Source organism: Glycomyces sp. NPDC048151, assembly GCF_043202775.1.
Taxonomy (GTDB): Bacteria; Actinomycetota; Actinomycetes; order Mycobacteriales; family Micromonosporaceae; genus Glycomyces.
The window spans coordinates 300,733-322,608 of the sequence record NZ_JBIDBB010000002.1 but is presented as its reverse complement, the minus strand read 5'-3'; the positions used below and the strand labels follow the sequence as shown (position 1 = coordinate 322,608).

22 protein-coding genes and 1 pseudogene are annotated in these 21,876 nt (G+C 70.9%); 17 read left to right on the top strand and 6 right to left on the bottom strand.

What is annotated here, in order from left to right; genetic code table 11:
• The first annotated feature begins 67 nt into the window (after positions 1–67).
• Entirely contained in the window at positions 68–775 is a 708-nt protein-coding gene (locus ACGGCP_RS04925) for a hypothetical protein (protein WP_392961163.1), read from the top strand.
• Positions 776–819: 44 nt separating this feature from the next.
• On the opposite strand, the gene ACGGCP_RS04920 is transcribed toward ACGGCP_RS04925, so the two are convergent.
• Positions 820–1,902 carry an NAD-dependent epimerase/dehydratase family protein gene (locus ACGGCP_RS04920; RefSeq protein WP_392961161.1) on the bottom strand — a complete coding sequence of 361 codons (1,083 nt, stop codon included), beginning with the start codon at positions 1,900–1,902 and terminating at the stop codon, positions 820–822.
• Positions 1,903–2,040: 138 nt separating this feature from the next.
• On the opposite strand from ACGGCP_RS04920, the gene ACGGCP_RS04915 reads away from it, so the two are divergent.
• The 3 genes from ACGGCP_RS04915 (at position 2,041) to ACGGCP_RS04905 (ending at position 3,627) form a co-directional block, all read left to right on the top strand.
• Positions 2,041–2,352 (top strand): hypothetical protein, encoded by a 312-nt coding sequence (locus ACGGCP_RS04915; protein WP_392961158.1) that lies wholly within the window; start codon positions 2,041–2,043, stop codon positions 2,350–2,352.
• A 53-nt stretch (positions 2,353–2,405) separates the two neighbouring features.
• Positions 2,406–3,095, top strand: coding sequence for an endonuclease V (locus tag ACGGCP_RS04910; RefSeq protein WP_392961156.1), 690 nt, complete (start codon positions 2,406–2,408; stop codon positions 3,093–3,095).
• An 82-nt stretch (positions 3,096–3,177) separates the two neighbouring features.
• Positions 3,178–3,627 carry a hypothetical protein gene (locus ACGGCP_RS04905; RefSeq protein WP_392961153.1) on the top strand — a complete coding sequence of 150 codons (450 nt, stop codon included), beginning with the start codon at positions 3,178–3,180 and terminating at the stop codon, positions 3,625–3,627.
• Positions 3,628–3,669: 42 nt separating this feature from the next.
• Here ACGGCP_RS04905 and ACGGCP_RS04900 read toward each other — a convergent pair whose 3' ends face one another.
• Positions 3,670–4,317 (bottom strand): MOSC domain-containing protein, encoded by a 648-nt coding sequence (locus ACGGCP_RS04900; protein ID WP_392961150.1) that lies wholly within the window; start codon positions 4,315–4,317, stop codon positions 3,670–3,672.
• Positions 4,318–4,409: 92 nt separating this feature from the next.
• On the opposite strand from ACGGCP_RS04900, the pseudogene recO reads away from it, so the two are divergent.
• A pseudogene (gene recO / locus ACGGCP_RS04895) lies at positions 4,410–5,078 on the top strand (DNA repair protein RecO); the annotation flags it as partial.
• A gap of 81 nt (positions 5,079–5,159) precedes the next feature.
• Here the strand turns inward: recO and ACGGCP_RS04890 are convergent.
• A complete protein-coding gene (locus ACGGCP_RS04890; protein ID WP_392961147.1) occupies positions 5,160–5,915 on the bottom strand; it encodes an alpha/beta hydrolase family protein in 756 nt (251 codons plus the stop codon).
• Positions 5,916–6,134: 219 nt separating this feature from the next.
• Between ACGGCP_RS04890 and ACGGCP_RS04885 the strand changes: the two genes are divergently transcribed.
• Positions 6,135–6,920, top strand: coding sequence for an isoprenyl transferase (locus ACGGCP_RS04885; RefSeq protein WP_392961145.1), 786 nt, complete (start codon positions 6,135–6,137; stop codon positions 6,918–6,920).
• Between the two features lie 47 nt (positions 6,921–6,967).
• Here the strand turns inward: ACGGCP_RS04885 and ACGGCP_RS04880 are convergent, their stop codons facing one another.
• A complete protein-coding gene (locus tag ACGGCP_RS04880) occupies positions 6,968–7,819 on the bottom strand; it encodes an ion transporter (protein ID WP_392961143.1) in 852 nt (283 codons plus the stop codon).
• 74 nt (positions 7,820–7,893) lie between these two features.
• Between ACGGCP_RS04880 and ACGGCP_RS04875 the strand changes: the two genes are divergently transcribed.
• From ACGGCP_RS04875 to ACGGCP_RS04835, 9 genes are all read left to right on the top strand, one after another.
• Positions 7,894–8,925, top strand: coding sequence for a permease (locus ACGGCP_RS04875; RefSeq protein WP_392961140.1), 1,032 nt, complete (start codon positions 7,894–7,896; stop codon positions 8,923–8,925).
• Positions 8,922–9,629 carry a TIGR03943 family putative permease subunit gene (locus ACGGCP_RS04870; protein WP_392961137.1) on the top strand — a complete coding sequence of 236 codons (708 nt, stop codon included), beginning with the start codon at positions 8,922–8,924 and terminating at the stop codon, positions 9,627–9,629. Before ACGGCP_RS04875 ends, ACGGCP_RS04870 begins: the two co-directional genes overlap by 4 nt.
• 131 nt (positions 9,630–9,760) lie before the next feature.
• Positions 9,761–10,786 (top strand): metal ABC transporter solute-binding protein, Zn/Mn family, encoded by a 1,026-nt coding sequence (locus tag ACGGCP_RS04865; RefSeq protein ID WP_392961135.1) that lies wholly within the window; start codon positions 9,761–9,763, stop codon positions 10,784–10,786.
• A gap of 15 nt (positions 10,787–10,801) precedes the next feature.
• On the top strand, positions 10,802–11,566 hold the full coding sequence (locus ACGGCP_RS04860) for a metal ABC transporter ATP-binding protein (protein WP_392961132.1): 765 nt from the start codon (positions 10,802–10,804) through the stop codon (positions 11,564–11,566).
• Between the two features lie 17 nt (positions 11,567–11,583).
• Positions 11,584–12,465 (top strand): metal ABC transporter permease, encoded by an 882-nt coding sequence (locus tag ACGGCP_RS04855; RefSeq protein ID WP_392962033.1) that lies wholly within the window; start codon positions 11,584–11,586, stop codon positions 12,463–12,465.
• A 62-nt stretch (positions 12,466–12,527) separates the two neighbouring features.
• The gene (locus tag ACGGCP_RS04850; protein WP_392961130.1) at positions 12,528–12,842 is read left to right on the top strand and encodes an ArsR/SmtB family transcription factor; all 315 of its coding nucleotides are present in this window, start codon (positions 12,528–12,530) and stop codon (positions 12,840–12,842) included.
• Between the two features lie 26 nt (positions 12,843–12,868).
• Positions 12,869–13,267 (top strand): Fur family transcriptional regulator, encoded by a 399-nt coding sequence (locus tag ACGGCP_RS04845; protein ID WP_392962030.1) that lies wholly within the window; start codon positions 12,869–12,871, stop codon positions 13,265–13,267.
• Between the two features lie 9 nt (positions 13,268–13,276).
• Positions 13,277–13,651: an antibiotic biosynthesis monooxygenase gene (locus ACGGCP_RS04840; RefSeq protein ID WP_392961127.1), complete on the top strand. Its 375-nt coding sequence runs from the start codon at positions 13,277–13,279 to the stop codon at positions 13,649–13,651.
• On the top strand, positions 13,648–14,541 hold the full coding sequence (locus tag ACGGCP_RS04835; protein ID WP_392961125.1) for a hypothetical protein: 894 nt from the start codon (positions 13,648–13,650) through the stop codon (positions 14,539–14,541). Before ACGGCP_RS04840 ends, ACGGCP_RS04835 begins: the two co-directional genes overlap by 4 nt.
• Here the strand turns inward: ACGGCP_RS04835 and ACGGCP_RS04830 are convergent.
• Together ACGGCP_RS04830 and ACGGCP_RS04825 are read right to left on the bottom strand one after the other, a co-directional pair.
• A complete protein-coding gene (locus ACGGCP_RS04830) occupies positions 14,538–15,392 on the bottom strand; it encodes a hypothetical protein (protein WP_392961122.1) in 855 nt (284 codons plus the stop codon). The genes ACGGCP_RS04835 and ACGGCP_RS04830 overlap by 4 nt on opposite strands.
• A 16-nt stretch (positions 15,393–15,408) precedes the next feature.
• Entirely contained in the window at positions 15,409–16,668 is a 1,260-nt protein-coding gene (locus ACGGCP_RS04825) for a hypothetical protein (RefSeq protein WP_392961120.1), read from the bottom strand.
• A 239-nt stretch (positions 16,669–16,907) separates the two neighbouring features.
• Between ACGGCP_RS04825 and ACGGCP_RS04820 the strand changes: the two genes are divergently transcribed.
• Complete coding sequence (locus ACGGCP_RS04820) at positions 16,908–18,719, top strand: HSP90 family protein (RefSeq protein ID WP_392961117.1); 1,812 nt, start codon at positions 16,908–16,910, stop codon at positions 18,717–18,719.
• 52 nt (positions 18,720–18,771) lie between these two features.
• The gene (locus ACGGCP_RS04815; RefSeq protein ID WP_392961114.1) at positions 18,772–21,675 is read left to right on the top strand and encodes a hypothetical protein; all 2,904 of its coding nucleotides are present in this window, start codon (positions 18,772–18,774) and stop codon (positions 21,673–21,675) included.
• The last annotated feature ends 201 nt before the right edge of the window (positions 21,676–21,876 follow it).

The window sequence follows — 21,876 nt, the reverse complement described above, 5'->3', positions numbered from 1 at the left end:
TCCGGGACTCCGTACGATGAGGTTCCTGAGACCGTTCACGCCCGTTGCTCGAGAATCGGAGGCCGCCATGGCATACCCGCCGGCGCCGCAGTATCCGCAGTCGCCCCCGCCGGGGCCGAAGACCAGGCCCGGTTCGGTCACCGCCGTGGTGTGGACGCAGATCCTCACGGCCGTGCTGCTGGTCGCCAGCGGCATCGCGATGTTCTCGGTCATGCAGTCGGTCGAGGACGAGGTCACCAGCCAGCTGCTCAGCGACCCTGAACTGGCGGAGTCGGGCCTGACGGCCGACAACGTCAGCCAGCTCATGACGTTCACGTTCGCGATGATCGCGGGCGTGTACGTGGTCATGGCCGTCTTCTACGTGATCCTCGCGCTGCTGGTCAACGCGGGCAAGCGCCCCGCGCGGATCCTCAGCTGGATCCTCTCGGGCATCGGCCTGCTGTGCTGCGGCATCGGCGGGATCGTCGGCCAGCTCGGGTCGATGACCGCGAACGTCAACGGCGAGGCGTACCAGGACGAGGCGACGCAGGCGGTCGAGGACGCCACGCCGGGCTGGGTCACCGCGATCGACTGGGCCACGCTCATCGTGCTCATCGTCGGCTCGCTGGTCATCATCATCCTGCTCGCGGTCCCGGCCTCGAACGAGTTCTTCCGCAAGGAGGAGCCGCCGATGGGCCCGTACATGGGCCAGCCGCCGTACGGCCAGCAGCCCCCGCAGCCGCCGCAGCCGGGAACGGGCCAGCCGCCCTACGGGCAGGGCCCGCCCGCTCCGTAAGCGAGACTCGAACGGCCCCGACGCCCGGCGTCGGGGCCGTTCCGCTACCCGTCGTAGGCCGGGGTCTCGGCCTGCGGCACCGCGAACGGGCGCTGCGCGTCGAGGTCGGCGAGGCCTTCGCCGACGGGCCTGCCGTGCCAGGCGGCGAGGACTTCGCCCTCCTTCTGGCGTGTGAGTCCCGCTTTGAGCTGGGGCGCTTCGGCGTTGGCGTCCCACCAGCGCTTGACGGTGTCGCTGAGGGGCGAGGCCTTGAACCCGGCGGCGACGGCCGGGTCGGTGGGCCGGGTCTGGAAGCCGTCGTAGTCGGGGGTGGGTACCCACATGCCGAGCGAGTCGGGCCCGGACCACGGGTTGACGCCCTGTTCGAGGAGGAACTCCTGCGGCACCCAGGTGACTTCTGGAGTCTCCTTGATGACGCCGTGCTCGACGAGGGCGTCGCCGACCTCGTCGACGAACGCGCCGAACGCCTTCTGCTGGCCGATGGCGTCGACCGTGCCGCTTTCGCCCGTGTCGGCGGCGTCGAGCAGGAACGCGGCGTAGTCGTCGACGTCGATCCACTGGACGGGCCGCTCGCGCGGGCCGGGCGCGAGCACTTCGCCGCCCTCGGCGAAGCGCAGCGGCCAGTAGCCGAGGCGGTCGTTGCGGTCCCCGGGGCCGACGATGAGGCCGGGGCGGGTGATGAACGCCTTGTCGCCCAGGCGTTCGCGCACCAGGTTCTCGCACGCGACCTTGCTGGCGCCGTACGCCTCCAGGGCCGGGTCGGCGGAGTCGGGCGCGGTCGGGTCGTGGAGCTCGTCGCTCATCTTGTCGAAGTGCTTGTAGACGGAGATCGTGGAGATGAACGACCAGTGCGCGGTCGCCTCCGCGAGTGCGTCGAGGACGGGGCCGACGAGCGCCGGGATGCGCGCGACGTCGAAGACCGCGTCGAACCGCCTGCCGCGCAGCGCATCGAGGCCCTCCCCGGTGGAACGGTCGATCTTGACGAACTCGGCGCCTTCCGGCGGCTCGCCGCTGGCGCCGCGCGAGGCGACGGTGACACGGTGGCCGCGCTTGACGGCGTGTTCGGCGATGGTCTGAGACAGGAACACGGTCCCGCCGAGGACGAGGACGTTCTTCTCGTTGCTCATCACCCGAGCATGGACCCCGACCGGGCGGCTGGCAAGTGCGGTTCGCCCTGAGCGGATCGGGCGCGGCGCGACCGGGCCCCGGTGTCGCGGCGACCGAATATGCTGGGAGGCAGGCGGATGCACAGTGAGGAGCGGGCCATGGCGGACGACCTGTTTGACGAGGACGGGACGTTCGACGACGGCTTCTTCTCGTCGCTGGCGGCGAACCCGGACGACCCGGAGTCGGCGTACGAGCCCGCCGCAGAACCCGACGGAGCAGAGGACGGCGACTACGACTTCCTCTACGAGTCCGAGGGCGACGGCAGCTTCGAGACCGACGCCGAGGACATCGGCTACGAGGACTTCGACTACGGCGACGACTACGACGCGGAGGTCGACCCCGAACCCGACTTCGACGCCGATCACGACCTCCACCATGAGGGCGACGCGGAGTTCGAACGCGGATTCTGAGCGGGCCTCAGAGGCCCTCCGCTTCGATCCGCCCCTTTCGTTAGGCTTTCGGCGTGAGCGACCACCAGCCCCGAGCCGCCTATGCCCGCCTGCCCCGAGACGAGGCCGAAGCGGTCGCGATGCAGACCGAACTGGCCGGATGCGTGGTCGTCGCCGACGACGAAACTCCAATAGAGACAGTCGCCGGTCTCGACATCGCCTATGACAAGGACAGCGACACCGCGATCGCCACGGCGGTCGTGCTGCGGCGCGGCGACCTCGTCGAGCTGGACCGGTCGGTCGTGCGCGGCTCCTCCGACTTCCCGTACGTCCCGGGCCTGCTCGCGTTCCGCGAACTTCCGTTGCTGCTCAAAGCCATCGAAGCGCTCTCGGTGACCCCCGACCTGTACGTGTGCGACGGCTACGGGCTCACCCACCCGCGCCGGTTCGGGCTCGCCTGCCACCTCGGCGTCGTCCTCGACGCGCCCGCGATCGGCGTCGCCAAGAACCCGCCGCATCTGCCCTGGGAGGCGCCCGGGAGCGAACGCGGGGCGTGGACCGCGATCACCGCGAGCGGCGAGACCGTCGGCTGCGCGCTGCGCACCCAGGATGGCGTGAAGCCCGTGTACGTCTCCGTCGGCCACCGCTGCACCCTGCCGACAGCCCGGGACCTCGTGCTCGAACTCGCCCCCGCGTACCGGCTCCCCGAGCCGATCCGCGCGGCGGACCAGTTGGGCCGCAGGCGACTCGCCGCGACCGAGTGACCACGGGGTAGGGCCGTCCTTACCCCGGTCGGGGGCGCTCGCAGGATGGTTCGGAGTCCTGTTTCCCAATAGCGTTCCGGGCATGGATACACCCGAAACCGTCAAGAACGCCGTCCTCTTGTGGGCCACCGCGATCGTGGCCGGGATCGTCGAGACCGTCCTCGCCGTCAGCGAGATCGCGCGGGAGTCTGGGATCGACGCCGGAGTCTGGATGAACATCGGCGTCCGCTCGGTCGTCTACGTCGGCGCGTTCGTGCTCGTGGGCTTCTTCGCGCGCGGGCGCCGCTGGGCCCGCGTCGGCCTCGCCGTGCTGCTGTCCGTGGTCGGCTTGGCCGCGATGGTCGTGCCCTCCGCGATGCAGCTGGCCGACGGCGAGAGCCTGATCGCGGCCGTCGGCGGGAACGGCGACGCCGCCGTCGCCTTCTTCGTCGTCAGGCTCCTCCACATCACCGCCGTCCTGCTCGCCACGGGCCTCATGTTCAGCTCCGGCGCGAACGCCTACTTCCGCAAGCCGCAGCCCGTCACCGCGTAACGACAGCGCTGCCCCGGCCGATCCGGCCGGGGCAGCACGCTGTCAGTCGAAGATGCCCCGCAGCCATTTCCGCTCGGACTCCGCGAGCTCGGGCGCCTCCAAGACCACCGGGACCAGGTCCTTCTCGCCCATCGCGGCCCGGAAGAACATCGCGGCGGTGACGCCGTGGTCGGGCCGGTGGACCACTTCGAGCTCCGCGCCCGCCTCCACGAAGCCCGGTTCGACCACCCGCATGTACGGGCCCGGACGGGCCTCGCGGGTGAACGTCTTGAGCCAGCCGCGCTCGGCGATCCAGCCCCGGAACGTGCCGCACGGGATGCGCGCGCCGGTCACCTGGAGCACCAGGCCGCCGGGCCCGGCCCACCGCTCGCCGATGAGCGCCGCGTTCACGTCGTACCCGGTCGTCGTCAGGTTCTCCCCGAACGCCCCGGCCCCGAAATCGCGGCCGGTGAGCGCGTTGAAGTGCGCGTAGTCCTCCGTGCCGTAGACGTACACGGCCTGGTTCGTGCCGCCGTGGTGCTGCACGTCGCCGACCTTGTCGCCCGCGAGGCCGACCGAGCCGTCGCCCTTCGGGCCCGGCGAGGTCACGCGCACGGGGCCCTCGACCGGCTGCTTGTCGATATAGGTGGCCGCGAGGCCCTTCCACGGGTTCTCCCGCGGCTTGCCCACGTTCACGCTGATGATCTTCACGGCACGAGAGCCTAGCCACCTCGCTGTCGCGGCTCAACCGCATTTGCGTCGTCGTGATGGGCGCTGTCGGACCCGCCGGATAGGCTTGCCGCGTGGGGGTGAGCACCAGGAAGCTGTTCCGCGACGACGCGGTCGTTCTGCGCACCTTCAAACTCGGCGAGGCCGACGCGATCGTGTCCCTGCTCGGACGCCAGCGGGGCCGCTACCGGGCCATGGCCAAGGGCCTGCGCCGCACCTCCTCCAAGTTCGGGGCGCGCCTCGCGCCCTTCAGCCACGTCGACCTCCAGCTCATCGAGGGCCGCGCGGAGCTGCACACCGTCACCCAGGCCGTCGGCCTGCACCTCTCCGGCGGCGCGATCGCCTCCGACTGGCCCGCGTACACCGCCGCGTGCGTCATCGCCGAGGCCGCCGAACGGCTCGTCCCCGAGGACCACCAGCCCGACCTCGACGTCTTCCAGCTGACGCTCGGCGCGTTCCGGGCCCTCGCCGAGACCGACATCCCGGCGGTGCTCGTCATGGACTCGTACCTGCTGCGCGGCATGAAGTCCGCGGGCTGGGCGCCGTCGCTGAACGAGTGCGCGAGCTGCGGCAGGGACGGCGAGCACCGGGCGTTCGCCGTCGCGGCGGGCGGCGCGGTGTGCGGCGACTGCCGGCCCGGCGGCGCGACCGTCCCCAAGCCCGCCTCGCTGGAACTCATGCGCGCCTTGGAGAAAGGCGACTGGGCGAGCGCCAGGGGCGCGGACGCGCGGCAGCGCTCCGAGGCGGCCGGGCTCATCGCCGCGCACTTCCAGTGGCACTCCGAGCGGCCCCTGAAGACCCTGAAGTACGTGCCGCACCAGGCCTTACATGGTGCGCCGCAGGAACTCGACCGTGAGGTCGACGAGTTTCTCGCGCGCGGGCACGGTCTCGAAGGTGTGGTCGAGCCCTTCGAAGGAGTGCAGTTCGAGCCGGTCGCCGTAGATCTCGCGGTACTTTTCGAGGACGTCTTCGGGGAGGATCTCGTCTTCGGTGCCGCCCGCGAGGAAGACCGGCCCGGCGTGCGCGGCGGCGTCGCCCCACGGGTCGATGCCGAAGCCGTCCTCGGTGAACCGCAGGGTCACCGGCTTCCCCCACAAGTCGTAGTAGCCCTGTTCGGCGATCTCGTCCCAGTAGGCGTCCTCGGCGGGCTCGTTCGCGTCGACGGCGAGCGCGGCGGGGGCCCAGAGGGCGAGCGTGCGGACGGGGTGCTTCGCGGCGGCGAGTGAGGCGGTGAGGCCGCCGAGGCTCATGCCCATGAGCGACAGGCGGTCGGGGTCGAGCGCGCGGTGGGAGGCGAGGGTCTCCAGGACGGCGGCGACCTGCGCGACCTGGTCGGAGACGGTGAGGTCGGCGAAGTCGCCGTCGGATTCGCCGCAGGCCGCGAAGTCGAAGCGGTACGCGGCCAGGCCCTGCTCGGCGAGGCGGCGGGCGAGGGGCATGAAGATGTTGCCGAACTCGAAGCGGTTGGAGCCGAAACCGTGGCAGAGGACGACCGCGGGCGCCGGGGAAGGGTTCGGGTGGGGGAGGTGGAGGACGCCGCGGAGCGTGCGGCCGGCGTGCTCGACGTTGAGAGGTTCCACGCGCTGAACGTAACAGAGGGCACACGGATGCGCCATCGCGAAGAATGCGAGCAGTGCACGGGTTCGTGGTCGCCCCCGTTTTCCATGGTGCCCGGAGGGTCCGACAGAGGGGTGGGACCGGTGGCGGAGCAACGCTGCGACGGGCGGTGGGGAGGCGGGGCGTCTTCGGCCGGATTAGGATCGAGGCCCGCCTGAGTCCCGCCCCGCCTTGGAGGTCATGTGAGCCGCACCTACGAGCCGCCGAAGCCGCACCCGTCCGGTGCGGTCCCGCCCGCGCTGCCGCGCGAGCTGGTCCCCAAGCACGTGGCGCTCGTGATGGACGGCAACGGCCGCTGGGCCAAGGAGCGCGGCCTCAAGCGCACCGAGGGCCACACCATGGGCGAGGCCTCGCTCTTCGACACCATCGAGGGCGCCATCGAGATGGGCATCTCGACCCTCTCGGCCTACGCGTTCTCGACCGAGAACTGGCGGCGCAGCCCCGACGAGGTCCGCTGGCTCATGGGCTTCAACCGCGACGTCATCCACCGCCGCCGCGACGAGCTGCACGCCATGGGCGTGCGCATCCGCTGGGCCGGCCGCAAGCCGAAGCTGTGGAAGAGCGTCATCTCCGAACTCGAAGTGGCCGAGGAGATGTCGAAGCGGAACGACAAGATCACGCTCCAGTTCTGCGTGAACTACGGCGGCCGCGCCGAGATCGCCGACGCCGCCGCCGCGCTCGCCCGCGACGTGAAGGCCGGAAAGCTCAACCCTGACCGCGTCACCGAGAAGACCTTCGCGAAGTACCTGTACAACCCGGACCTGCCCGACGTCGACCTGTTCCTGCGCCCCTCCGGCGAGCAGCGCACCTCGAACTTCCTGCCGTGGCAGTCCGCGTACGCCGAGATGGTGTACCTCGACGTCCTCTGGCCCGACTTCGACCGCCGCCACCTGTGGCACGCCTGCGAGGTCTACGCGAGCCGCGACCGCCGCTTCGGCGGAGCCGAGCCGAACCCTGTGCAGGTATAGCGCGAGGCCGAAGCTAGCCCTGTCCAGGTCTGCGGCGGAGCCGGGGCTCACTTGAACGGCGTGAAGCCCCGCCCGCGCTCCTGCTCGGCCTGCATCTTGTCGACCGTGTTCTGCAGCTTGTCGATCCGGTCGAGGATGATCGCGGTGTCCGCCGAGATCTGCTCGTCGATGTCGTCGAGGCGCTGCGCCTCCTCCATCGACGCGAGCACCACGCCGAGCAGCAGGTTCACCAGCACGAACGCGCCGAACAGGATGAACACCAGGTAGTACGGCAGCGTCCACATGTTGTGTTCCATGCTGTTGCGCATGACGTTCCCCATGTCGTCGAACGCCACCAGCTGGAACAGGTTCAGCAGCGCCTTCCCCACGGTCCCGAAGTGCTCGGGGTCGCTCGCGCTGAACGCGATCCACCCGACCATCGCCCACAGGTACATGACGACGCCCGTCAGCGCGAACACGCCCGCCGACTTCGGCAGGGCCTTCCCGGCCGCGACCAGGATGATCCGCAGCGACGGCAGCGACCGGAAGATCCGCACGATCCGCGCCAGCCGCAGCATCCGCAGGATCGTCACGTTCTCGCGCAGGCCAGGCATGAACGACGCGACGACGATGACGAAGTCGAAGACGTTCCAGCCGTCCTTGAAGAACTTCAGCGGCCGCCGCCCGAACGACACGAGCCCGGCGATCACCTCGAACGTGAAGAACCCCAGGCAGAAGTAGTCGACCCGGTGCAGGAACACCGCCATCGCCTCCGAGTGCGGGAACGTCATCGCCCCCAGCGCGGCCGCGTTGACGAGGATCACCACCATCGACACCATCTGGAACCGAGGGTTGGCCAGCAGCCACCGGCAGGCGGCCGGGATGCGGCTGGGATCGGTACCTAGGGTGGGAACGCGCACCGCACAAGAGTAATAAAGCAGAACACTCGCGTACTGGTGGGTACGGAGAGGCGGGCGTTCGTTCACCTGCGGCCATGCCGCACAATGACTGCGTGAGCGCCGAACTCGCGAAGACCGAGCCCCCAGCCGAGACCTCGGCCACGCCCGTACCCGCGCGACGCCGCGGACTCACCTCCGTCGAGGCCCTCGCGCTCCTGCTCATCTTCGGCCTCACCGCCAGGCCCGGCCTCACCGAGATCTTCGCCGCCCCCGCCGCCCAGGCCTGGTCCGCCCGGTTCGTGGCGGTATGCGTGCAGGCGTTCCCGTTCCTCGTCCTCGGCGTGGTCCTCTCCGCCGCGATCAGCGCCTTCGTGCCCGCCGGGTTCTTCCACAAGGTCGTCCCCAAGCGCACCGCCCTCGCCGTCCCCGTCGCCGGGATCGCCGGGGCCGCGCTGCCCGCCTGCGAGTGCGCGTCCGTGCCCGTCGCCGGGGCCCTCGTGCGACGCGGGGTCGCGCCCGCCGCCGCGTTCACCTTCATGCTCGCCTCGCCCGCGATCAACCCGATCGTGGTCGTCTCGACGATCGTGGCCTTCCCCGGCAACCCGCAGATGGTCGTCGCCCGCGTCGCCGCGTCCCTCGCCGCCGCGATCACGATCGGCTGGCTCTGGGCGAAGCTCGGCAAGACCGAATGGCTCAACCTGCCCAAGCACCACCACCACGACGACGGCAAATGGGCCGCGTTCTGGTCCTCGATCCGCCACGACTTCCTCCACGCGGGCGGCTACCTCGTCATCGGCGCCGCGATCGCCGCGAGCCTGAACACGCTCGTGCCCGAGACCTGGCTCCAGCCGATCGCCGACAACCCGGTGCTCGGGGTGCTCGCGCTGGCGGTCCTGGCGGTGCTCGTGTCGATCTGCTCGGAGTCGGACGCGTTCGTCGCGGCCTCGCTGACCCAGTTCTCGCCCACCGCGAAGCTCGCGTTCATGGTCGTGGGCCCGTTCATCGACGTGAAGCTCGCAGCGATGCAGGCCGGGACGTTCGGCCGCCGGTTCGCGCTGCGCTTCGCGCCGACGGCGTTCGTGGCGGCCGTGCTCGCGGCCGTGGTGATGGGAGCTGTGCTGCTGTGAGACGCGACGCGCAGGCGGTCATCCTGCTCCTGGTCGGCGGCGGGATGCTGCGCCTGGCCTGGACGGGCGACTACCTCAACTACGTGAAGCCGTACGCGTTCTGGCTGATCGTCCCGGCCGGGATCATCCTCGTCCTGGTCGCCGCGATCACCGGCGTGAACGCCTGGCTCGCGAGGAGAGAGGCCGACGACGGCCACGGCCACGGCGAGCCGAAAGTGGCGTGGCTGCTCCTCGCGCCCGTGGTCGGGATGCTGCTCGTCGCCCCCGACGCGCTCGGCTCCTACGAGGCCGAGCGCACCGGCACCGTGGTCGGCGCCGAGGAGGACCGCTCGAGCTACCCCGAGCTGCCCGACGACGTCGACCCCGTGCCGCTCACCCTGCTCGACTACGCGGCGCGGGCGATCTTCGACGAAGGCCAGACCCTGGAGGGCCACAACATCCAGCTGCGCGGCTTCATCCTCTACGAAGGGGACGAGCCGCAGCTGGCGCGCATGGTCGTCTCCTGCTGCGCGGCCGACGCCCGGCCCGTGAAGATCGGCTTCGACGGCGACCTCCCGGCGGACCTGGAGCCTGACCAGTGGGTCGAGGTCGTCGGCACCTACACCGACCGCCAGGGGCGCGACGAGATCAACGGCGAGCTCGTGCCGTACATCGCGGTCGAGTCGATCACCCCGATCCCGACCCCGGAGAACGAGTACCAGTGATGCCCGTCATCCGCGCGTGTCGCCTTTCGGGTGAGGCCTGAAGCGTTTACGCTGCTCGCGAGCGTTGCTCCCTTCCGGGCCGCACATATTAGATGTTGACAATGATTGTCATGACTGGGCAAGGTTCTCTCATGCGCCGTTCCCGACTCATCCTCGTGCCCGCCATCGGACTCGCCGCGGCCGCCGCCCTCGCCGCCTGCGGATCCGGTTCCGACGACCCCGCCGCCGACGGCGAGATCAACGTCCTCACCGCGTTCTACCCGCTCACGTTCGCCACCGAGCAGGTCGGCGGCGACCACGTCGCCGTCACCAACCTCACCCCCGCCGGGCAGGAACCCCACGACCTGGAGCTCTCGCCCTCCGACATCGCCGCGATCGAGGAGGCCGACTACGTCGTCTACCTCAAGGGCTTCATCCCCGAGCTCGACTCGGCCGTCGAGCAGTACGCCGCCGACAAGTCCCTCGACGTGCTCACCGCCGTCGAGACCAGCGAGTACGACTACACGCAGGCCATCGAGGAAGAGGCGCACGCCGAGGACGAGCACGCCGAAGAGGAGCACTCCGAGGAGGCCACCGCCACCGAGGACGAGCACGCCGAGGAAGAGGGCCACGAGCACGAGGAGCTCGAAGGCGTCGACCTGCACGTCTGGCTCGACCCGATCCGCTACGGCCAGATCGGCACCGCCATCGGCGAGGGCCTCGCGGGCGTCGACGACGCCAACAAGGCCGACTACACCGCCAACGCCGAAGCCTTCAACGCCGACCTCACCTCGCTCGACGCCGAGTTCACCGACGCCCTCGCGAGCCGCACCTCGGACGCGATCGTCACCTCCCACGCCGCCTTCGGCTACCTCGCCGACCGCTACGGCCTCACCCAGATCGCCATCTCCGGCCTGAGCCCGGACCAGGAGCCCGACTCCCAGCACATGGCCGAGGTCGCCGAGTACGTCGAGGCCAACGGCATCACCACGATCTTCTTCGAGACCCTCGTGTCGCCCGACATCGCCGACACGCTCGCGGCCGAGACCGGCGCGCAGACCGCCGTCCTCAACCCGCTCGAAGGCCTCACCGCCGAGCAGGAGGACGCCGGAGCGGACTACTTCAGTGTGATGCGCGAGAACCTGGCCACGTTGCAGACGGCCCTGGGCGCGGCATAAGGCAGCATTAGCCAGATGCCCGTCCTCAACGTCAGCGGCGCGACCGTCTCCTACGGCGGTCGCGCCGTCGTGCGCGGCGTCGACCTCGCCGTCGAACCCGGAGAGGCCGTCGCCCTCATGGGCGCCAACGGCTCCGGGAAGTCCACGCTCATCAAGGCCGTCGCCGGGCTCGTCCCGCTCGCGGGCGGCGCGATCGAGCTGTTCGGCACGCCGCAGAAGCGCTTCCGCAACTGGAAGCGCATCGGCTACGTCCCGCAGCGCACGGGCGCGGCCTCCGGCGTCCCCTCCACGGCGGCCGAGGTCGTCTCGCAGGGCCGCCTCGCCCACCGGCTCCTCGGCATGCCGCCCAAGAAGACCGACCGCGAAGCCGTCACCCGCAGCCTCGCCGAAGTCGGCCTCGCCGACCACGCCCACTGCTCCGTCGACACCCTCTCGGGCGGCCAGCAGCAGCGCGTCCTCATCGCCCGCGCGCTCACCACCGACCCCGAACTGCTCATCATGGACGAGCCCACCGTAGGCGTCGACGCCGAGACCCAGGCCGCCCTCGCGAAGGTGGTCGCCGACCGGATCGACGCCGGATGCGCGGTCCTCCTCGTCACCCACGAGCTCGGCCCGCTCACCGACCGGCTCGACCGCGCCGTGGTCCTCGCCGACGGCAAGGTCGTGCACGACGGCGCACCGCCGCGCCCGGTCGGCGAGCACGCCGACCCCCACCACGAGCACGCCCACCCGCACGCCAACGGCGACTCCACCGACGAAGCGATCTGGGGCGGCAAATGAACCTCGACCTGTCGTTCCTGGACTACTTCCAGTACGAGTTCATGCAGCGCGCCCTCATCAGCGCGCTCGTCGTCGGCCTCTGCGCGCCCGCCGTCGGCGTGTTCCTCGTCCAGAAGCGCCTCGCGCTCATCGGGGACGGCCTCGGCCACATCGCGCTCACCGGCGTCGCCATCGGCTTCCTCACCGGCGCCTCGCCCATGTGGACCACCCTCGCCGTCACCGTCGCGGCCTCGGTCGTCATGGAGCTCCTGCGAAGCCACTCCAAGACCTCCGGCGACGTCGCGCTCTCCATCATGTTCTACGGCGGCATCGCGGGCGGCGTCTACCTCACCGGCATCGCCTCCGACAAGGGCGTCGCGAACCTCCAGCAGTACCTGTTCGGCTCGCTCCTGACCGCCGGATGGAACGAGGTGTGGACGATCGCCATCGGCGGCGCCGTCGTCGCGGTCCTCATGCTCGTGCTCCGGCCCTGGCTCACCGCGATCTGCGCCGACGAGCAGTACGCGCGCGTCTCCGGCCTCCCGGTCGGCGCGCTCAACCTGCTGCTGCTCGTCACCACCGCCGTCACCGTCTCCGTCTCGATGCGCGCGGTCGGGCTGCTCCTGGTGAGCGCCCTCCTCGTCATCCCGGTCGTCACCGTCCAGCAGTTCACCCGGTCCTTCAAGGCCACCATGTTCGCCGCCATGGGCGCCGGATTCCTCATCGCCGGGACCGGCGTCGTCGCCTCGGCCGTGAAGGACGTCCCGCCCGGCTCCACGATCGTGCTCCTCGGGGTCGCGCTCTTCATCGTCACCGCCGTCCTGTCCGCGATCGTGCACCGCGTCCGCCGGGTCCGGCGCGGCCACCTCCCGCCCGAAGGCGAGCCGCTGGAGGTCGAACTCCCCGCCGCGAAGGCATGACCGGAGCGGGACCCGCGGCACCTGAGCCAGCGAACGCGCCCGGGACGCGATATTTTTGCGGGGTGCGGACCGAGACCGAGCCAACCGAAGCGACCCCAGCCGACTACGAAGCGGCGGGGGAGCTGCTTCGCGCGCTCGCCGCGCCGCTGCGCATCGCCATCGTCATGGAACTGGCCGAAGGGCCGAAGTACGTGCACCAGATCGTCGAGACCCTGGGCGTGACCCAGCCGCTCGTCTCCCAGCATTTGCGGGTGCTCAGGGGAGCGGGTATCGTGCGCGGCACCAGGTCGGGCCGTGAGATCTCCTACTCGCTCATCGACGACCACATCGCGCACATCGTCACCGACGCCGTCCACCACGCCCGAGAGGAACGCTAGTGGCCACCAAGCCTCCGGCCGAGAACATGGCCCGCTCCACCAAGCAGCGGACCGCGATCCTCGAACTGCTCGAGCACGACGACGCCTTCCGCTCCGCCCAGGACCTCCACGCGATCCTCCGCGACGCCGGGTCCAAGATCGGCCTCACCACCGTCTACCGGACCCTCCAGGCCTTCGCCGAGGCCGACATCGTCGACGTCATGCGCCTGCCCGGCGGCGACCACCTCTACCGCCTCTGCTCGGCCGAAGAGCACCACCACCACCTGGTGTGCCGCTCGTGCGGCAAGACCGTCGAGGTCGCAGGCCCCACGGTCGAGCGCTGGGCGAACAAGGTCGCGGCCGACCACGGCTTCACCGAGGTCGGGCACACGCTCGAACTCCACGGCCTGTGCGCCGACTGCTCGCGCTCCATCGACGCACAGTAGGGTGGCGCCGTGCTGGTTGTATATCGTTTCGCCGTAACGGAAGGCGAGACGGACGCCTTCGCTCGCGACGCCGAGGACGCCCTTGCGGCGTTGGCCTCGTGCGCTGGCTACGAACGCGGCGGCCTCGCCCGCGCGCTCGACTCGTTCACCGACGGCGAGGACGCGACCTGGATGCTCTGGACCGAATGGAACGACGTCGGCTCCTACCGCCGGGCGCTCTCCAACTTCCAGGTGAAGATGTCCACCCCGCTGCTCTCGCGCGCCCTGCCTGAGGCCTCCGGCTTCGAAGTGCTCGCCGAGTGCGCGCCCGGCGGCGAGCCGCAGCGCTCCGGATCGGACCGCACGGTCGACCCCGACCAGGCCCGCCGGGAGGCCGCCCGATGACCGACCGGCCCAACCCCGAAGCGCCCCAACAGGACCAAGCCGCTCCGGAGGCCACGCCAGCCGCCGCCGACGTCTCGGCTGCGCCCGTACCGATGGCGGTCCCGGTCGAACCCGTCCCCTTGGAGCCGACCCCGCCGCTGCCGACATCGACCGCAGCACCGGCCCCCGAACCCGAAGCGTCGCAGCCGCAGGAGCCGGTCCGAGCCGAGCCGCACACCACCGTCGAGGCGGTCGCCGAACCCGCCGCCCCGGCGCAGATCGCCCCGGAGCCGGGCAGGCCCCCGATCCCGATGGAACCCGAGCCTTCCGTGCCCGACCCGGTGTCGGCCGAACCGGTCGCGCCCGTCGCGTTCGCCGTCGAGACGGACGAGACGCTCGCGCTGCCGCCCACCACGAAAGAGGTCGAGCCCCCGCCGGTCCCGTCCTCCCCGCCGCCGCCCACCGGCGTGCCGGTCCCGTTCGCGGCCCCGCCGACCGGGCACTCGCGGTTCTTCGGCCTGAAACTCGGACTCGGCATCCCCGCCGCCGCCTTCGCGGTCATCGGCGTCGTCGTCGCCATCGTCGTCGCGATGGTCGTGTTCACGAACTCGATCACCGACAAGGTCGAGGACACCGCCTCGGACTTCATCGGCGCGGTCGCCGTCGACGACTGGGACACCGCGTACGCGATGCTCTGCGACACCCTCCGCGACCGCCCCGCGAACGAGTACATCCCCGAGTGGGACGCCTGGGACGCCGAAGGCGCCGAGATCGGGCCCATGGACCCGGCCACCGGGAACGTCACGGTCGAGTTCCAGGACGGCACCGCCGTCGAACTGCTCATCCCCATCGAGCAGACCAGCGAGACCCTCTCGACGAGCGTCTGCGGCTGGCGGGACGCCTCGGCCTAGGACCGGCCCGAGCGCTGCTGCGGCAGCCGAACGGTCTGCGATGAGGCTTGCGTCTGCGGCGCAGGAACCGCGCATCGGTGCGGTCCGATGTGCGTCACGGGGCAGCTGCACGGCGGCTGGTAGAAGACCATCGTCCGCGCCATCGGCGACCACGGCTGCGGGGCGGGACGCCAGGGGCGAGGCGCGGCGGGCCGCTGCCGCGGCGTCATCGGCGCGGGAGCGGGCGCCATCGGAGCGGCCGCAGGTTCCATGGGGGCGTTGAACTCCGGTGCCGGGACGACCGGGCCGGGGATCTGCGCCACGGGACCGGGCGCCTGCGTCGGCAGCACCCGCACGGCGACCGGAACCAGGCCGGGACCGGGGGCGCCCTGCGTCTGGACCTTGTTCCGCTTGAGGCGCTGCACCATGATCCACATGCGGACCGACTTCGACCCGAGCAGGATGATGAGCGTGCCGTAGAGCCCCACGAGCGCGCCGCCGATGAGGATCGGCGCCAGCGGCACGTCGACGGCGACCATTCGCATGGTCGAGCCGACTGCGACGACGAGGCCGAGCACCGCGCTCACGAGCGCCCAGACCCAGGCCCAGCGCTTGCCGAGCCTGATGCCCAGCGAGGTGACGACCGTCTGGACCGTGGAGTACAGGACGTAGGCGAGGCTCACGATGCTGAACGGGCTCACGAGCTCGGCCATGTTGACGGCAGAGACGACGTCGGCGATCGTGGCGACGACCGCGAAGACCCACAGCACCACCTGCGTCGCGGTGACGGTGCGGGGCATGGCCATGTCGGGGTCGAGCTGCACCGCGCCGGGCGCGGCCACGGCGGTGTTCGCCGGAATCGTGTAGGTCATCGCGCGCCTCGGACGTTCAGTACTGCGGCGGATACGGGGGCTGTTGCTGCTGCGGCGGGTATCCGGGCTGCTGCCCGTACGGGCCGGGCTGCTGCGGGGCCTGCTGGCCTCCCATGGGCACCATCATGATCAGCGCCGTGGCGGGCTTTGCGGGGGTCCACTCCCGCACACCGGGGACGAGCAGGAGCACGAAGATCGTGAGCGCCAGGACGAAATCGCCGATGCCCCAGCCGAACGCGGGGACCGCCGGGTTCATCTGGCCCGGCAGGGGCGGGAAGTCGTAGTAGCCGTTGGCGTAGTCGACGAATACGAAGGCGAGCAGGAAGCCGGTGCCCAGCACGCACACGATCGACCAGATGACGCCGAAGATCCGGCCGCCCGCCTTGCCCTTCATGATGAGCGGCGCGCAGATGAGGGCGCCGATCAGCGTGACCATCTGGACGCCGAGTTCGATCACGGGCGGGATGCTGCCGGCGAGGAAGAACCCGTCGAAGACCGAGTAGGAGTCGAAGTTCGCGGCGAACGACTGGGCGATCCGGAGGAGGTTGACGATGCCCCAGATGCTGAGGGCGACGGCGAGCCAGAGCAGGACCACCAGGAACGTGGCCGCGCCGGGCCGCGTCGCGGGCCGTTCGGCCGGGCCCTGCGGGGCGGCCATGCCGCCCATCGGGGCCATGCCGCCCATCGCCGTCCCGGGCACCTGCACCTCGCCTCTCTGGATGCGGTGCATGAGGATCCACTGCCGAGCGGACTTCGAGCACAGCAGGCCCAGCAGCGTCCCGTACAGGCCCGCGAGCACGACGCCGATGATGAGCGACCAGTACGCGAGCTCGATGTAGATGATGCCGAAGACGATCGCGACCGCCGACAGGACCAGGCCGAGGATCGCGCTGACGAGCGACCAGATCCACGCCCACCGCTTGCCCCGCGCGATCTGCACGCCGCTGGCGAGCGACTGGATCGCCGAGTACACCGCGAACGCGAGGCCGATGAGGCTGAACGGGTTGAAGAACTCGACCATGCTGAAGATCGAGAAGACGTTCCCGATCGTGCTGACGGCCAGGAAGATGTACAGGATGACCTGGATGCCGGTGACCGTGCCCGGCTTGCCCATCGACAACCCCGCGGGCGGCAGCTGCCCCGGGAGCGGCTGGTCGGGCGAGTACTGCGCCGGGCCGTACGCGCCGCCGGGTCCCGTCTGCGGAGCGGGCTGCGGGGGAGGGGCGGGCTGGTACTGCAGGTGCATCCGGTCCGGCGGCGGGGGCGGCATGGTCATGGGGGCGCGATCCTCATTATTCGGGGCTTCAGTAGCGGCCACCTTACCGTGCCGCGCCCAATCCGATGGGGCCCAATCGGGTGGTCCGCGCCGGTTCACGGGGATTCGTGCTTGTGCGAAGGGGCTCAGGACTTCCGCGTCCCTGTTCGCCCTGGGAGTCCATTTCACGCGTTCCCGTGATGCGGCGGTTTGCTAGTCTGACTGACGCCGAACGACCTCCGAGTGAAGCAGGACGCGCTGTGGCTGAGACGACGCCCACTTCCCATACCTTCCAAGTGGATCTGCGCGGCCTGGTGGACCTCTTGTCCCACCACCTGTACTCCTCGCCGAAGGTCTACGTGCGCGAGCTGCTCCAGAACGCCGTGGACGCCGTCACCGCCCGCGCCCAGGCCGACCCGGCCTTCCGGCCCGAGGACCAGCAGGTCGTCATCGTCTCGGACGGCAGGCGCCTGCGGATCACCGATCCCGGTGTGGGCCTGACGCTCGAGGAGGTCCACAAGCTGCTCGCGACGATCGGCGGCTCCTCCAAACGCGACGAGGAGATCGAGGGCGCGCGCAGGGACTTCCTGGGGCAGTTCGGCATCGGCCTGCTCGCCTGCTTCACCGTCGCCTCCGTCATCACGGTGACCTCGCGTTCGGCGAAGGACCCGCTGGCCCCCGTGGTCCGCTGGACCGCCCGCGACGACGGCTCGTACACCGTCACCGAGGTCCCGCTGGGCGAGCACCTCGAACCCGGCACCACCGTGGAGCTCGAAGCCCGCCGCGGCGAGGACTGGCTGCAGCCCAAGCGGGTCGTCGACCTCGCCCGCGAGTACGGCTCGCTGCTGCCGGTGCGCATCACCGTCTCCGACGGCGGCACCCCGGTCGACATCTCGGACACGCCGCCGCTGTGGGAACGGGAACACCCGACCCCCACAGCCCGCCGCCTCGCGCTGAACGCCTACTGCGAGCAGGTGCTCGGCTTCCCGCCGCTCGACGTGATCGACCTCGACGTCCCGCTCTCGGGCCTCAAAGGCGTCGCGTTCGTCCTCCCGCACGCGACCTCGCCCTCGACCCGCCCGGCGCACCGCGTGCACCTCAAGCGGATGCTCCTGACCGACACCGCTGACAACCTGGTCCCCGAGTGGGCGTTCTTCGTGCGCTGCGTGATCGACACCGATTCCCTGCGCCCCACCGCCTCCCGCGAATCCCTCTACGACGACGAGGCGCTCGCGGTCGCCCGGGACGCGATTGGCGCGCAGATCCGCGAGTGGATCTCCCGCCTCGCCGCCGAGGACCCCGACCGCCTCGAAGCCTTCCTCGCCGTGCACGAGCTCGGCGTCAAGGCCCTCGCCCGCCACGACGCCGAACTGCTCGCGGCGATGCTGCCGTGGCTGCGGTTCGAGACCACCGCCGGGCACACCAACCTGCCCGACTTCGCCCGCGCCTACCAGCCGGTCTACCTGGCCGCCAGCGTGGACGAGTACCGGCAGGTCGCCCCGATCGCCGCCGCCCAGGGCATCGGCGTCGTCAACGGCGGCTACACCTACGACACCGAGCTCGTGCAGGCGCTGCCGCGCCTCGACCCGCAGGTCAAGGTCGAGAACCTGCAGCCCGGCGTGATCTCGGCGAGCCTCGACCCGGTCGACACCGCGACGGAACTGGCGCTCCAGTCGTTCCTGAACGCCGCGCGGGCCCGGCTCGACGCCGTCGACGTGGACGTCGTCGTGCGCGAGTTCAACCCCGTCTCGGTGCCCGCGCTGCTCCTGGACGACCGCGAGTCGCGCCGCGAACGCCAACGGGCCGAAGCGGAAGCGCAGGCGGACGACCTGTGGGGCGGCATCCTCGCCTCCATCAAGCAGCACGCGCCGCGCGCGCAGCTCGTCCTCAACCACCGCAACCCCACCGTCCGCCGCATCAGCGGGATCGGCGACCCCCAGCTGGCGGGGACGGCGGTCGAGTCCCTGTACGGGCAGGCGCTGCTGATGAGCCACCGGCCGCTGCGCAGCGCCGACACCGCGCTCCTCAACCGCTCCTTCATGAACCTGCTGGAGCACATCACCCAGGACTGAGCCGCTCCCCATCACCCGGCGCACTCCTCACATAGGACAGTTAAGGACTGGTATGGCCACTCCCGACCCCGACGAGATCTGGCGACTGCTCAACGAGGCCCGCTTCGAAGAGGCCAGCGAGGCGAAGGTCGCGGCCCTCGAGCGGGCGGTCGAGGCCGCCGACGCCGTCGGCGACCCCGAGCTCCAGAACTACGCCCTCAACGGCCTGGTCGACGCCTACGAGTTCTCCCGCGACTCCACCCGCATCCTCGTCCCCTTCGCGAGGCTCCTGCGCAACTTCGACTCCCAGCCCGCGCACTTCGACGCCTACCTGACGCGCTCCCTGTACTGGACGTTCAAGTGGATCGTCGACAAGATGATCGAGCAGCCCGACGTGCCGCTCGAGTCCATCGAGCACTGGCTCCAGGAGATGCGCCGCCGCTACGCCGAGGCCGGGTACTCGATGCACGCCCCGGCGGCCTACGAGATGCAGCTGGCCTACCACGTCGGCGACTACGAGCGCGTCGCCGCCGCGATCGAGGCACTCGGCGAGGCCGAGGAGGACGAGATGTCCGACTGCACCGCCTGTCAGTACACCGGCCTGGCCACCATCGTGTTCTACGCCGAGGAGGACTCGGCCGACGCCGCCATGGAGATGCTCGAACCGGTCCTCTCCGGCGAGCAGACCTGCGCCCACGAACCGCACTACGGGCTCGCGCTGTCCCTCCTGCCCCTGGTCGAGCTCGGCCGCATCGACGAGGCCCGCGCCAACCACCTGCGCGGATACCAGATGTGCAAGGGCAAGGAGGACATGGTGCCCATGGTGGCCCTGCACGTCGAGTTCTGCGCCCTCACCGGCAACGAGCACCGCGCCGTCGAGATCCTCTCCGACCACGCCCGCTTCTACGACCTCGACCTCGGCGTGCGCGACCGCCAGCGCCTCCTCGAGGTCACCGTCCTCACCTGCCGCCGCCTCATCGCGCTCGGCTTCGCCGACACCGCGATGCCCGGACCGACCGGCACCGAGTGGACCGCGACGGCACTGCACGACTGGGCCGAGGCCGAGCGGGCCGCGATCTGCGCCCGCTTCGACGCCCGCAACGGCAACGACCACCACTCCACGATGTCCGCGTGCGTCACCGACTCCACCCCTTACGAGAAGCCCGTGCACCTGGGCCTCAAGGAGCCCAAACCCAAAGCGGCCGTAGCGCCTCCCGCGCCCGAGCAGGTCCAGGGCCCCGACCTCGACGCCGCGATCGACGCCGCCTACGCCGCGTACGACGACTGCTCCCCGGACACGTGGAAGGCCTGGCTCCGTGTTGGCGCGCTCGCCGACGCGCTCGGCATCGAGCTCATCGCCGAGCACCGGGCCGAGATCGCCCACGCCGAGTCCGCGCAGGCCGACGACCCCGACGCGGTCGCCGACGGCCTCGCCCGCGCCATCGAGCTGTTCGGCGTCGCGGGCCAGCCGGGCCGCGCCCTGGTCGCCGAGTCGTTCCTCCTCATCCACCGCTCCGAGACCGAGCCCGCCGCGGTCCAGGACGGGGCCGAGCGCATCGCCCGGACCGCGCACGCCCTCCGCGCCGAGCAGCGCATCGACGACCGCAGCTTCCACACCAGCCAGGTCCTCGCCATGCGCGCCGAGTACCTCGCCTCCACCGCGATCCCGGAGCCGCGCCCGGCCGACCTCGACGAGCGCGCCCGCGCCCTCGAAGCCGAACTCGCCGCGTTCCCCGACCGGCGGTACGCGCTCATCCGCCGCTGCGACCTCATCGACCTCCGCGCGCGCCTCGAACCCGACCCGGCCGCGAAGACCGCGCTGCTCACCGCCCAGATCGAGCTGGCCCGCTCCGCCGAGGCCGGCTGGGCCGTCGCCCGCGCCAGCGCCGACCTCGCCGACCAGATCGGGCTCACCGGCGATTTCGAAGCGGCCCTTGCCATCTGCCGCGAAGGCCTGGCCGCGCTCGGCGACGAGCCGTCCCACACCGTCGCCGCGAAGCTCCACCTCCAGGCCGCCGAGTTCACGATGCGCGCGGCCGACCACCAGGCGACGTACGAGCACGCGCTGGAGGCCTCCGTCCACTGCGACGCCGCCGGGATGACCGTCCCGGCCGCCGTCGCCCGCCACCTCATGGGCGTGGCCCTCGTCGAGCTCGACCGCCGCGCCGAGGCCGTGCCGCTCCTCGAAGCCGCGCTCGACGACCTCCCCCCACAGGAGCTGTGGCGGATCTGCAACGTGCGCTTCAACCTCGCCGAGTCCTACGACCGGCAGGGCGACACCCGCCAGGGCGTCGAACACGGGCTCGCGGCCCTCGCGCTCATGGAGTCCGCCGAGGAGGACTACCTCGTCAACCTGTACGCCGACACGCTGTTCCTCACCGGGGAGCTGCTGGAGAAGCTCGGCGAGCACGACCACGCCCTGGAGGTCTACACGCGCGCGATCGAAGCCGCCGACCAGGTCGGCGACCTCGCGTCCTGGACCCGCGTCTCCCGCGCCCGCGCCTGGCTGCTGCGCACCATCATGGGCGACACCGCGTTCGGCGAGGGCCTGCAGACGATGGCGCAGATCGCCGCCCGCCTCCACTCCGTGCGCGCCGACCCCGAGGCCTCGGGCACGCTCCGCGAGGCCGCCCGCTTCGAACTCGGCGAGACCTACCGCCAGCACGCGCAGCTGACCTTCCAGTTCCTGGAGAGCCAGGCGGGCGAGCAGGGCCTGCACCGTGACGAGGCCGAACCGGTGCTCGACCTGCAGCGCCGCGCGCTGGCCGTGTTCCGGGAGGGCCCGCTGCTGCTGGAGCGGGCGAGCCTGACCGCGCACCAGACGATGTGGCTGCTCGCCGAGCTCGGCGACAAGCAGGGCGCGATCGAGGTGGGGGAGGACGCCCTGACCTGGCTCACCGCCCCTGAGTCCGCCGAGGCCAGGGAGGGTTTCGAGGGGCACTTGGCGGACCTGCGGCAGGAGTCCGCCGAGAGTTGACCGGGACGACTCGCTGAGCGGGGCGAGGCGAGTCGCGGCACCCCTGCGAGGTACGCTTGCCCACTGGCGGGCCCACGTATGCCGTGTGCTCCGAGGATCGAATCGGGAGTGAAAACCGAGTCGACAACGGGCCGCCGCTCGAACAGTCTGGTTCGAGAGAAAACCATCCGCAGTCTCACCGACCGCCAGCCGGATCGAGAG

Coding starts and splice junctions, on each gene's coding strand:
- ACGGCP_RS04830 (WP_392961122.1), bottom strand. CDS start 15,392: ATGACCTACACGATTCCGGCGAACACCGCCGTGGCCGCGCCCGGCGCG.
- ACGGCP_RS04915 (WP_392961158.1), top strand. CDS start 2,041: ATGGCGGACGACCTGTTTGACGAGGACGGGACGTTCGACGACGGCTTC.
- ACGGCP_RS04815 (WP_392961114.1), top strand. CDS start 18,772: ATGGCCACTCCCGACCCCGACGAGATCTGGCGACTGCTCAACGAGGCC.
- ACGGCP_RS04875 (WP_392961140.1), top strand. CDS start 7,894: ATGCCGCACAATGACTGCGTGAGCGCCGAACTCGCGAAGACCGAGCCC.
- ACGGCP_RS04825 (WP_392961120.1), bottom strand. CDS start 16,668: ATGACCATGCCGCCCCCGCCGCCGGACCGGATGCACCTGCAGTACCAG.
- ACGGCP_RS04925 (WP_392961163.1), top strand. CDS start 68: ATGGCATACCCGCCGGCGCCGCAGTATCCGCAGTCGCCCCCGCCGGGG.
- ACGGCP_RS04905 (WP_392961153.1), top strand. CDS start 3,178: ATGGATACACCCGAAACCGTCAAGAACGCCGTCCTCTTGTGGGCCACC.
- ACGGCP_RS04860 (WP_392961132.1), top strand. CDS start 10,802: ATGCCCGTCCTCAACGTCAGCGGCGCGACCGTCTCCTACGGCGGTCGC.
- ACGGCP_RS04835 (WP_392961125.1), top strand. CDS start 13,648: ATGACCGACCGGCCCAACCCCGAAGCGCCCCAACAGGACCAAGCCGCT.
- ACGGCP_RS04865 (WP_392961135.1), top strand. CDS start 9,761: ATGCGCCGTTCCCGACTCATCCTCGTGCCCGCCATCGGACTCGCCGCG.
- ACGGCP_RS04920 (WP_392961161.1), bottom strand. CDS start 1,902: ATGAGCAACGAGAAGAACGTCCTCGTCCTCGGCGGGACCGTGTTCCTG.
- ACGGCP_RS04845 (WP_392962030.1), top strand. CDS start 12,869: ATGGCCCGCTCCACCAAGCAGCGGACCGCGATCCTCGAACTGCTCGAG.